The organism is Pseudomonas sp. OA65, assembly GCF_017498305.1.
Classification (GTDB): domain Bacteria; phylum Pseudomonadota; class Gammaproteobacteria; order Pseudomonadales; family Pseudomonadaceae; genus Aquipseudomonas; species Aquipseudomonas zanjanensis.
In genome coordinates this window covers 1-12,887 of record NZ_JAGDEZ010000074.1, presented here as the reverse complement: position 1 = coordinate 12,887, position 12,887 = coordinate 1, and the positions used below count along the sequence as shown (strand labels likewise).

6 protein-coding genes are annotated in these 12,887 nt (G+C 50.1%); 2 read left to right on the top strand and 4 right to left on the bottom strand.

Features of this window, described 5'->3' with window-relative positions; genetic code table 11:
• Positions 1 to 726: 726 nt before the first annotated feature.
• Both J3361_RS28760 and J3361_RS28755 read left to right on the top strand, forming a co-directional pair.
• Entirely contained in the window at positions 727 to 1,524 is a 798-nt protein-coding gene (locus tag J3361_RS28760; RefSeq protein WP_207967381.1) for a hypothetical protein, read from the top strand.
• Positions 1,524 to 9,464, top strand: coding sequence for an RHS repeat-associated core domain-containing protein (locus J3361_RS28755; protein WP_207967380.1), 7,941 nt, complete (start codon positions 1,524 to 1,526; stop codon positions 9,462 to 9,464). Before J3361_RS28760 ends, J3361_RS28755 begins: the two co-directional genes overlap by 1 nt.
• A gap of 591 nt (positions 9,465 to 10,055) precedes the next feature.
• On the opposite strand, the gene J3361_RS28750 is transcribed toward J3361_RS28755, so the two are convergent.
• From J3361_RS28750 to J3361_RS28735, 4 genes are all read right to left on the bottom strand, one after another.
• Positions 10,056 to 10,505, bottom strand: a complete 450-nt coding sequence (locus J3361_RS28750; protein WP_207967379.1) for a hypothetical protein — start codon at positions 10,503 to 10,505, stop codon at positions 10,056 to 10,058.
• On the bottom strand, positions 10,502 to 11,446 hold the full coding sequence (locus J3361_RS28745) for a hypothetical protein (RefSeq protein ID WP_207967378.1): 945 nt from the start codon (positions 11,444 to 11,446) through the stop codon (positions 10,502 to 10,504). Before J3361_RS28745 ends, J3361_RS28750 begins: the two co-directional genes overlap by 4 nt.
• Positions 11,447 to 11,646: 200 nt before the next feature.
• Positions 11,647 to 12,519: a hypothetical protein gene (locus J3361_RS28740; protein ID WP_207967377.1), complete on the bottom strand. Its 873-nt coding sequence runs from the start codon at positions 12,517 to 12,519 to the stop codon at positions 11,647 to 11,649.
• Positions 12,520 to 12,649: 130 nt separating this feature from the next.
• Positions 12,650 to 12,887 (bottom strand): hypothetical protein (locus J3361_RS28735; RefSeq protein ID WP_207967376.1); only part of this gene is annotated, 238 nt, incomplete at its 5' end.

Genomic DNA, 12,887 nt, shown 5'->3' with positions numbered 1-12,887 from the left:
GAAGCCGTCACTGAGTTCTACAAAGGGAAACCCCGTAAAAATCCCGGCCGATCTGCTGAAATGATGTCGCGCTCCCACCGAACCTTGCCATTGGGCCCACACGAGCTTTCCAATACCGAGTACACCGGTAAGCACAAATCGGCGTGAACGCTTTCTGGCAGAGATGAAGCAAGTAGGGCCGTCTGCAGGTCTGCCGGTGTTTATCGTACAGATTTACTCTAGGGCATCAATGGCCGTACGCCGTATCCGATCGAAATCATGCCTAGTTTTAATCTAATGCAAACTAATTTACCCCTAGTGACCCGGCGATGGAGGAGGTGATGTATGAGTTCACTCTCGCTGCGCCTGTTCGCCAAGCGGTTTTTTTACCCAGGACGGCTTCCCGGAAGACGCGACCATGAAAATATGCCACCTGCTGGCGCGGCACGGGCTGGCGGCGTCCATCCTCGGCCGCAGAACGAGGGCTGTCGCTATGCCAAGGCATCATAGCCGGTGCGACGATTATCCATGTACCCAGTGCTATCTAGAACAAAGAGATTTAGGTTCCGTTGAAGCGAGTTCTGGTGCGACTTGGATAACGGCTATGGCAAACAGCCTTCGTTGAGCTAATAGATAGCTAATCGCCCACGCCGAAAAATTTTTAGTCCAAGGAATAAGCCTAGTCTACGCTTTCTTAACATGAGGAAACGCTAAGAGCAACGTAAAGAAAATCTATAGGATGTAGGCATGGAAGTTACCACGCGAAAGTTTTTCAGATGGAAAACACGCTTTCGAGGTCGCCACATTCAAGTGGTCAGCCGCTTCTTGCTACCGTGGCTGGTCCATCTTGCCCTCGCTCTAGTCTTGGTTCGGCCATCGCAAGCCTCAGCTCAGGCCGATGCTCCTCCCCGCAATTACTTGGACCTGGGGCCACACTTTGTTGTTGCGCCCGGTGTTGGTTCCAGTTCTGAGTTTAGAGATATCCTGCTGCAGAAGTCAGCGTCAGCACGCATGGCTGCGTCGGCAAATTACCGGGGCTGGTCGTTGTCGGGCACTCTGGATAAATCTATTGAGTCAACGGAAACTCACGCATCCGAACTACTTGCAACATACAGCCACAAGCTTCCTTACGTGGATGTTCATCTTGGAATTGCGCATGCCCAGATTGAGGGGGATTATTCAGAAGAGTGTACCTCCGCGAGTCTAACTGCCAGCTCTAATAATTTCTCGTCTACAAATCTCGATGTAACGGTCCAAAACGACCTAGCTGATAATTGTAGGTTTTTTGCCGCTGGTGCGTCACAAATGTTGTGGCAGCGCGGCATTCACCAGATTTTTTTTCGCGCAAGTGCTAGCAGTTGGACGACAGACACTCTGGAGGCGGACGGATGGTCAGTCCGATTGATGGGGCGCTCGAAGATAGATGAAAATCAGAGTTTTCACTACCACATCGGCTATATTGACTCAGATTTGAATCGAGATTCCCTGAAAAGCAGACCTAGTGGATCAACCATCGGCATAAATTATGTCTGGGAGTTTCGTTGATGGATATTGGGTCAGCTAAATCACAGCTAAATATAATCTTTAATATGCACACTGCAGTAAGCGTTGCGCTGCTTACATTCACCATGTTTGTTATTGGTTTGGTTGAGGCAGCTACTGTCAACGTTACCCCGGGCACTACAGATAGTCAGGTAAGTGTGGGGCCTGACGGCAGCGTAGGTTACTCAATACCAATTCGTGTATCGCCAGGCACTGCTGGAATTGAGCCGAAGTTAGTTCTCACATACAACAGCAGAAGTGGTCCATCGCCATATGGATTTGGCTGGTCAGTTGGAGGCGTGTCTTCCGTTCAGCGTGGCCCAAGGAACATGCCAGAGGACGGTGCTGTTCGCGGTGTTTACCTCGATCAACAAGATGCCCTCTATTTAGACGGTGAAAAGTTGGTGCAGGTGTCCGTGAATGCTGATGGGGCGCGAGAGTTTCGAACAAGAGTCGAAAACTATTCTCGAGTCCGTGCATACGAATGGACGGATCGAGGACCGCAGCGGATTGTGGTTGAAACAAGAGCAGGCCTAAAGCTCTTCTTCGGAAGCACGAGTTCTTCCAGAGTTAGTCAGGGGCCAAACGGCCCTATTTTGATATGGCTATGTGATCGAATCGAAGATAGTGTCGGTAATTACATGATTTTCGATTATGCCATTGACGGCCTCGACTACCGGGTTCGAGAGGTTTCGTATACAGGAAATGATAAAGCAATGCTGCAGCCGTACGCGAAGGTTTCCTTCGAATATAGCCAAGTGGCCCCCTACGATCTTAGGTACAGTCAAGGCAGCCGGGTGGCACAAAGTGCACAACTGCAGCGTATCGTGAGTTCTTATCGGGGAAAAGTGCTTCGCGAATACAAGCCAAAATTCGAAGTGATCGACAAATTCAGGTCGGCGCAGAAATTGATATCGCTGACCGAATCAGGCTCTGATGGACTCTCGTATAAGCCACTTCAATTTTTGTACTCAAGTTCTGCTGGAGGTTGGAAAGCAGTCCAAAAAAAACTACCTGTCGACGTCTTGAGTGTTTCCGGAAAACAGAATTTCGAATTTGCAAACGTTCAGGGAAAGAGCAGCCTCGAGCTCTTCTACCGCTTCACTGCAGCCGGCCAAAATGTCAGTGGTGCTTTCGAGTACGAAACCAGCGGACACCCGGTAAGTCTCGATAAGAAGTGGAATCCGCCCGTTGATTTGGTGAGCAAGTCCTACTTAGTCGCCGATCTTGATGGTGATGGCTTTGATGACATTTTGACCGATGACTTTACTTACATTTCCGATCCCGCTGTAGGCTGGAAATCAATTGCGAATGCAGAGTTGGGATTCAAAATTTCGCGTGACGGCCGCTATCTGCGTACCTGGATTGATGCTCAAGGCAAGAAGCAACCCGCTCTCATGTGGTCGTCGCCAAATCAGACTCCAAGCTCCGGCGCAGCCAGCTTGGTGGGTGGCAAATGGGTTCAACTGCCAGAGTTCGCACCTCCGCTGCCGTTTTCAGTTGACGCTGATGGTCAACTGAACGGTGCCTACGCAGTAGACGTAGACTGCGACGGAACGCTTGAGCTCATTTACAACTACCTCAAGGACGGTACAAACGTTCGGGTGGGATACCGCTCTTCTCAGAAAGGTTGGGATCCAATCAAAGACATCCACACCGTTGTTTCATTTGATGCTGTTCCACACAGCGCGGCGTTACGGATTGCGGACCTCAACGGAGACTCATGTAAAGACATTGTAATCGCCTACAAGGTTGACAGTCGATCTATTCAGCAGTCATGGCTTGCTACCGGCAAGGGGTTTCAACTCGACAAGCGCCCCCTCCCCGATACTTATTTCTATCGCAAGACAGGCTCAAAGGGGCAGTTGCTCGCTGAGATGGGTGATCTCAGAGGTGATGGAGTCCAATTTATCTTCTGGCGAGATGATAGATCGTTGCCAGGACAATCCGGTGCCTACAGAATTGACACAAACGAATGGATTACCGAGAGCTCGTTTGTGCCTCCGGAACCGCTACCCAGCGACGTAGCGGGGCGAAAGACCTCCTTCGCTGCAATCCAAGTACTCGGAAAAGGCAAGACTCAGCTTGCATTCTTTGAGGAGCAGGGGCGCCCAAGCATCTATTCCCACTCGGGTGGGCGCTGGCGTCTTGATGCAGAACTGACCCCGCCGGAAACAATCGCGCAGTTTGATAAGGCCGACCTCGGTGTCCGATTCCCAGACCTCAATGGCGACGGGTTTGCTGATATCGCGTACACCAAGAAAATTGCGGATGGAAAATTGACTAAGGTCGCGTACGTGTTCCAGCCAGGAAGCACTAACCCGTGGATGTCAGATGTCCGATACAGCTTTCCACAGCCGACGTTTTCAGAGGACTATAAGGATACGGGTGTATTCCTTGTCGATATTAACGGCGATGGAATCACTGATCTACTCTTGGCAGTAAAACATGCCGATGGAACAGTTACTCGGGAAGCATGGATCAATTGCTCTCAAATGCCCCAATGCAAGTCGAATATTCCAATGAATGACAAGGGTGAGGAGAGCTTTTGGATCAACGTTTCCAGCAAGACCGGAATCGAATTATTTGGGGAGCGATACATAGGTTATGTCCCCCAAATCGATTTTTTGATGGAGGGGACTGGATCTCTAGGTGTTCGTGCAGTTGATATTAATGGAGATGGATTGACTGATCTGGTTGCTTCAAGAGAGGAGGATGATGATCAAGGGAATCCTCGTCTCATTCAGAAAGTCTTTCTAAATAGAATCGAGGTTAATGCGGCCGGACAAAAGGTCGGTAGGTGGCTCGAATCGGCGGCAGCTGATGTGTTACCACCGGTACCTTTTGTTCGACCGTATCGGAAAGACCTCAGCGAGTCTGGAAATCCACTTTCTTCGGTTCGAGATAATCGTGTCGAGCTAATTGATGTTGATGGAGATCGCCTTCCGGATATCGTCTATCGATTCCGTTCGGGCGTTCCCATGAGTGAGACAGAAGAAGAGAAGCAACAAAGGATCGCAGAGGGCCGTTCCGTAACCTTTGAAGAAAGGTGGGTTGAAGGGGCATATTTGAATCGCAATGGGAAGTGGAAGTATGCGTCCACCTACAAGCCCCCGTATCGGATTGACCCGGACGACAGTGAGTTGGCCAATAGTGCACTTTCGGCTACACAGACAAGTTTCCAAGACGTAAATGGGGATGGACTGCCCGACCTTATCTACGCCGAACGCTGCGCTGGCTCTTGCGCCTCGGATCGACCTAAAGCAATTAATGTAACGTATCTGAATACAGGAATCGGCTGGCTGCCGGAGCCTGCCTATAACCTGCCAGTCGATGCCTTGTTGAAGAACACAAAGGGCGACCAGGGCTACAGGCTGCTCGACGTCAACGCGGATGGATTGGTTGACGTCGTTTATCATCGCGTACTCGCCGACGGGGCCCACGAGAAAGGAACCTACTTAAATACTGGGACCGGTTGGATTACTAAGCAAAGCCAGACGGACGCGGATCTTGACGCCTATACCCCACCACTTGCATTCGTGGAAGCGGGTCGTGGAGATCTCGGAGTGCGTCCGCTAGATCTGAACGGGGACGGCATCGTAGATCTTGTTCAGATCTACAAGCGTAGCAAGTCAGAGACCACTTCTGCTATTTGGATCAATGAGCCGTTTGCGTCGCCTGATAGGCGCTCCTACAAGACTGATCTACTTGGCGAAGTTGTTGATGGTCTTGGGCATCGATCCACCCTGACCTACCGCTCATACATTGGTATCGCTTTCGATCAACAGAATATGGTCTCCAAGGCGTACTTGGGGACAAGAGCAAGCCAGCAAGGTGACAGGAGTCCAGAGTATCCAGTTCTCGATCCACCGATGCCGGGATATGTCGCAACGAATTTAACGGTAGTTGGCCCCGGCGTTCCCTTGCGCACTTCCTCCTACAAATACAAGGGATATCGCGTCGATACTAGCACTGGCAAGTCTTACGGATTTTCGATGCAAGAAATAACTGATCGTGAGCGCAATCGAAGGACCCTTATCGAGTTTGTTCAACAGGATGGTCTCGTGGGCAACATTGCATCCAAGAGGGTTTGGCAGGGATTGGAAGGCGGCAAGGAAGCGGAGATATTGCGTTCAGTATCCGCGTTCTCTGTCTCTCGTAGAACGGCCTCGCCTATCGACGGTGGCTTCTTGCCCGAAATCCTACGCGTCAAGCTTGATCGCACTGAAAGCTTCAACGCCGATTTGAAGGCTATACGTCTGAGCAATCAGATTGATAAATTCATCTACGACGAAAACGGTAACCCCTCCAAGATCAAGACGACATTTTTTGATGGCTCAGGGTCTGAGACCAGTAACAAGTATGAAGACAACCTGGTCGACTGGCACTTGGCCAGGCTCACAGACTCGACTGTCACTCAGTTTTCACCAGGCAAACCCTCCCTGACCAGGCGTGCCGAGTTCGCGTATTCGCCAAAGACGGGTCAGTTGATCAAGGAAGTTTCTCTCGTCGGTTCGCCATCAGAGTCAGTGATTGAGTACGACCGTGACGCGTTTGGAAACAAGGTGGTGTCTCGTACCTCTGTGAAGACGGGAGAGGCCATACGCATATCCCGATTGAAATACGATGCGCTGGGACGCTTCCCCGTATCCGCTACGAACAATCTTGGTCACACCACCGGCGCGGAGTTCGATGAAGTGTCCGGCGCCATCACGGCGAGAATCGATCCGAATGGCCTGCGACAAACCGTGCGCTACGATACTCTGCAGCGTGTCCGACAGGAAATTGATGCGACCGGCATAGCAACGGTGACACAGACAGATTTCGCAAACGGCAGTGGATTAGTATTCACCGTGACTAAGCAGATCGGAGCGCTTCCCGCCACTGTATCCGCCCACGATGCGGCAGGCCGGCCACGCTGGCAGTCTTCGACTGGCTTCGAAGGCAAGCCTGTCGTTGTGGAGTACGACTATGATCCCTTAGGCCGTTTAGTTGGCGAGACCATTCCTCGATTTCAGGGGGAGCAAGCACGATTCACAAAGCGGCGGTACGACGAGCTAGATCGTCAGGTTGAGGAGCGTCGCTCGGATGGCGCCATATTGTCTACCCGCTATGAGGGACTCAAAACTGTAACCATCGATCCGCTCAAGCGTGAGACCGTGATCGAGCAGGATGCGCGGGGTAGGAACTGGCTCACCATCGATCCATTAAAGGGACGCACCCAGTTCGAGTTCGACGCAGCAGGCAACGCGTCGCGCATCGTCAATGCCCTTGGCCAAGTTTCCAAGGCTGAGTACAACATCGCTGGTCGACGCACCGCGCTGGACGATCCGACCCTTGGGCGCTGGATCTACAAGTACAACGGCTACGGGGAGCTTGTTGAGCAAACCGATGCTCGCGGAGAGGTCGTAAGCCTCAAGTATGACGGGCTCGGCCGTCTGATTGAGCGCCGCTCGAAGACAGATATTGCGAACTATGAATTTGACCAAAAACCGAACGCAATCGGCCGCTTGGTGACAGTCAAGTCATCACAGGGGGCGACGCGCGACATTAATTACGATGGTTACGGGCGTGTTGGCGCTGTTGATCTGCAGGTGGGGACAGACCACTCCCGCATTGATCAAAACTATGACGAACTGAGCCGACCGCTAGAGCGCAAGTTTTCCTCTGGCTTGATCGTTGCGAACGCTTATGACAAAAACGGGTTCTGGCGGCGCGTCCTTCTTTCCGGGACAACCCAAGCCAGGCCAGTGTGGGAGTCTCTCAGTGTCGATGCACTTGGCAGAGTCACTGAAGAGCGTTTGGGTAACGGCGTTGTCAATACACAGGCATTTGATGTTGATTCCGGGCGATTGACGACGTCATCCGCTCGCAGCATAAACGGAACATCCATTCAGGACTTCACGCTGGGCTACGACCTAGCGGGCAATGTCCTACAGCGTGCAGACCGTGTAAGCAAGAAGGTCGAGCGCTTCGAGTACGACTCACTGAACCGGATCACAAGCGCTGCACAAATGATGGGCGAGCGCGTCACTGTCAGCTACGACCCTCTGGGAAATATTCTTCAAAAATCAAACGTCGGGACCTACCAGTACTGTGACAGCGAGCGAACCAGAGTTTTATGCGCTTTGCAGGAGGCAAATGGGGCAAGGTCCGCATTCTCCTACGACGCAGCTGGAAACATGGTCCGGCTTGACCACAAGAAACTGGTATACGACGCAGAGGGTAGGGTACTAAATATCTCTGATGATCAGCGGAACCAATCCAGCTTCCGTTACGGTGGGGATGGCGAGTTGATCACGCAGCAGTCCCGCGCCGGGGACACAAAGTTTGAGGTGACCTATCTCGGGAGCACTGAAATCGTGAGAGAGGCCTTTGCCACTCCGTTCAACCCCACCCCCGAGCGCACACGCGTGCGGCATTTCATCTCTACACCGACCGGGACTCTGGGTTTCTTTGAAACCACTTATTCGCACTTCCCGTTCCGGCATACTGCATCGATGTACAACATGCTGGTCATGGACAACCCTCTGCGCTCCACCGAAGTCAGTACTGGGGTGACTTACTTCGTAAAAGATCAATTGGGCTCGTTGCGGGCGACGCTCAACGAGCTCGGTGATGTGCTTGAACGCTTTGAATACGATCCTTGGGGAAAGCGTCGCCAAGCAGACCAAGGTACCTATCTCTCCGTGCGACAAGGGTTCACAGGGCACGAACATCTGGATAATTTAGAGCTCGTGCACATGGGGGGGCGAGTCTACAGCCCTTCACTTGCCAGGTTTGTCAGCCCGGATCCTTTCATTCAATACGTTGGATATTCGCAGTCGCACAATCGCTATAGCTACGTTTTTAACAACCCCTTGCGGTACGTCGATCCGACCGGTTATTGGTCGTTAGGAAGTGCTCTTGGTGACTTCTTCGGTGGTGTGGGAAAGGCTATTGGTGGGGTACTGGACGCTGTAGTTGGTAAGCCACTGAGTTGGGTTGGCGAACAACTTCAAAAGACGGGGAACTGGCTCCAACAGAATTGGAGAACGGTTGCTGTAATCGCAGCGACTGTCGCACTCGGCCCCGCAGGCCTTGCTGTGTTCGGAGGCGGACTCTTGGGGGCGGTTGCCACTGGGGCGGCTATAGGGGGGCTAAGTGCCGCCCTATATGGAGGCGGTCCTAATGAGATTATTCAAGGTGCATTGATGGGAGGTATCACCGCTGCGGCGTTTTATGGCGCCGGTAGTTTTGCGGACTCCTACAAATTGGAAAATTTCGGTAGAAGCGTGGCACATGGTTTTGTTGGAGGGCTTTCATCGGTAGCTAGAAGGGGGAATTTTGAGCAGGGCTTTGCTTCTTCATTCGCGGGCAACTTTCTAACGCCCGGCACCGACCAATTGCAAGGTGGTTATGGCGTTGCGGCTGCTGCAGTCGTGGGAGGCGCTACCGCGCAAATTGGCGGTGACAGTTTTGAAAACGGGGCGACATCTGCAGCGTTTGGGAGACTGTTCAATCACCTTTGGCATGACCAGTCCGGAGTAGGGAAATACGATGGGGAGGATATTTTTAACATTGATGTTGGTGTGGATGTCGAGGTTGGTAGTTCGTTTGGTATGGCCTCCTGCTCTCTTAGTGATAAGACGTGCTCTGGTAGTGTAGGAATAGGGCCTTTTTCTGCGGATATAGGTTCAGACGGTTTTCAATCTATTGGTGTGGGCCTAAATGCTGGGCCCGGATTCTCTATTCCTGGGCTATCGTCTGAATATAGTGCGGCAGAAGCAAAAATGTATGTCCCATTAGGGCAGGGTAAATATGATATTGGCGCCAGTGCTCGTGTTATGAGTATTGGTGTGAAAGCCGAGACTGGCGTTAGCTATGGGCCAGGACTGCAACGCGCCTATGGAGACCTACAGAGAAACATCACAAACTGGATCTCGCGAGGGAACGGATACTAACTAATAAACTCATCGATTGAAGAGGTTAAGTTGTGAAATCGTGTTTGTATTTTTTTGAGCGAAAGAGGTTTTTGTAAGTGGTTGAAAGAAGGTTGAGTGGATCTTTGCATTATCATCAAGACACTCCCGTTTTCATTACCGCGACAATCGTGGTTTATACATATACCTGAGTGTATGTAGTGGGCGGGTGGTAGAAAAGGCGATCTAGGCTGGCTGTATGTTAGCAGCTAGCCCTATGGCCTGAACGTTCGAAATGCAACTCTGAAAGCTGTTTCGGTCCTTTGGGCGTTCCTTTTCCATATACCTGCACCAGTAGAACGGGGTGGTAAGCCGACGGACTGCTTTTGGCCGAAAGCTGACTGTTGCGAAGGGCCGCTTTCAGCCAGAAGCGGACGCTGAGTTAGGAGGGTACCTGCCAAAAAAAGTCGGTCTGTATGGTATCAGGTCATTCAAGGGAAGCTCGATACCACCGGCGTTCGGATAAATTTGTAATTGCTGCCTTTAATCTATGGGAACAAGTAGGACGCTATGAGCTCCCGTTGCTTCGTCTGCTGAGTTATCCGGAAAGAAAAAATATACTAATTTTTAAAATTAGACTTCTGGTCCACTACTCTCTTCTTGCAATGCGCTAGAAAGTGCCTTTCCGAAACTTACGGAGGACAGCAACTCACTTAGAGCCTCCTTAAGATCATCCGTGCTTTCGCACATATATTCCCTTCCTTCAAAATTCAATGTACATGGAAACCCGTTAATGTGCTGACGCCATTTAGCTACTTCAGCATGAGTTTTACTCTTGACTTTGCTACTTAGTGCAATTACATCTGACCTTGTGTTATCACTGGCCGGACTCTCTAAAAGCTTAGTGCCGATGGCTGCAATTCTTGAGTTAATACTCATTTTTCTAGTAATCTTAAGCTTTCCATCCGTGTAATCAGAGAGCACTGTATTAAGTTCGCTAAAAACCGCTGTTACAGATGTTAGATTATGATCCGCTGCTTCAGCCTTAGCGATACCGGACTTGATTGAATCTAGAAATTTCATAGTTGGCTCCTTACAAGATGACTCAATACGGGGTAATGGTCGGAAATATCGCTCCAGACTACTTCTGACTTAAGCGTGGGGATATCGCCCACAATTGATCCAGCACATTGAAAAATCCAATCTCGCAGAAAATGGGAAGAAAATAATATTTGATCATAAACTGCACCTCCACTTCCCTCGATCGCAGAGGCGTGGACGTACGATCCTAGCGGAAGGGTACCTTCGCGGGACCCCAGACATCCCCAGTAGGGATTGTAAAAGTAGTGCGGTCGTTTACGAACGAATTCGGCATCTCGACTGGCACCTATCCCTTTAACTATTGAGTCATGATATGGTTCATCATTGTAGTCGCCAAAGAGAATAATTGGAGAGCTTGGGCTTTCGTCCATGATTTCAGTGATTTTAGTACGAAGTGCTTGGCCGAGACGAAGACGATTCACACTTCCTTCTGCAAAGGTTTGTCTGCTTTGCCAATGAGAAAGTCCGACGAATAAATTCTCGCCATCCATAAATTGGAGTTGAGCAAACACACCTGCTTTTAACCATGTATTAGTCAGGGCGTCCCTAATATTGGCGGAGTCCAAGGCGATTGCCGCAGAAAATTTTTTAGAATTATAAATCAAGCAAAAATCGTCTATTGATTTCCCGCTTGAATACAAGTCTAAAATTTTATATCTTCCTAAATCATTATCCTCTAGCAGCTGTTCCAAGTGGCTAAAATGATTTCTCGCCACCTCGCATAGCCCTAGAATATCAACACCTCGTTCTAGTAACTCACATACTGACGTATTAAATCCATCAGTTATCGCGTATTGGGTTGCTCCATTTTTGGGTGGAGACAGCCGACAATTCCACCAAGCGCACATTAGCTCCACAAACCCACCCAACGGCCGGAAAATATTCAGTAGAAAGCATCGTAGCTTTCCTTCACGAAATACCACCACAGTATATCGTTGAGTGATCTGACTACACCATAAGGGCGGCAGCCTGTATGACTGTTAATGCTCCCAAACGCATCGAATCACCTCCGTTGAATGGGTTTTTGGATAGGTAGGCCGGTTTCTTTGGCCGCTCATGGCCGATCGCTGCCGGTCGCGGATGGCTGCTATCGGCCAGAACAGAAATTTTGCAAGCAAGGATTTTATCGTCGCCTGTTATTTAATCTTTCGATCTGTCTTTCCAGATTTTCGATTCCACTCTCTAAATCGGAAATTCCAGCACTGACGGCTTCTTTCTTGTCAGCTATAGAGTCAACAAACATCTCGTAAGCTTTTATTTTATTTAATAAGGCTACGTGATTGACCAGTTGCTCCTTTAGCACAGAGAGGAACTCTTCTTCGTCTGGATAGCCAGCAATAGGAGGAATATGGAGGCTGTCGCTTCGGTTTTTCAAGAAGGACGTCACTTCGTTATACTCTTTCCATGACCTTACAAATTTTACGCTGGCTGCATATCTACCAAGAATTTTCCTGATGGCGTGTTCTTCATTTTCGGGGCAACAGATTATTTTTATTGCATGATAAGGAAAAACGAACCCTTTCGGGTCGGTGTAACGCCACTCTCGCTCCCACATATAACCTTGAAATGGCTCTTCTTCAAGCAAAGGTGTCGTCAGAGGATAGATTTTGTCGATAAAAGATTTAAAGAGTGAGGATAACTGTTGGTCGACTATCGGCAGTCGGTCAAAATGGTTTTTGATTTTGTTAATGTCTGATGTAAGTTGGCTGTCGGCATACACGCAGGGGCGCACATTGCATCTAACCAACTCGCTTTTATCGAAGCCGATGCCGAAGCGCTGGTCGTTACTCCAGCGCACATAGCTTCTGTAGCGGAAGAAGTCTAGCGCAAAAGTTGGGGATTCAGTAAAGCACACAACGTGTGCGTTGTAGGTTCCTGATGATTCTGGAATACATGATCGCAAAAAACCTGTGTTTTCAGGTAATGTCATTCCTGCGCCTGTGAGTATGGAAGTAAAAGCTTCGCCACCAGTCATGTGAAATAGAAACGGCGACATGTCTGGCTTTTCGATTGACGTGATTTTGAAGGTGGGAGTGTCTATTCTAAAGTCTGTCCAGCGAATGCCAGACGATGGAGGCTTTAACATTGGCAATGACATCCATTGTAAACGGTAGTCGAGAAGGCTATCAGGGTGCCATTACCGCGTCGACGTTTACGAATGTGTAGCTGTGTGCATCCTGCAAAGCAGCTGACAGACACATGCGACCTCGGCCTGTACGATCATTCAAAGCGGCAAAATGAGGGTGCTCTGTAATCGAGAGCGATTGGTCGTGACTGGCAGCTTTCGACCCAAGCTGTGTGAAAACGTTTTGAGCGCCAAGTGAGCCGCCCCTGGTTTCGTAGACACGTTTAAATGGCTGCTGA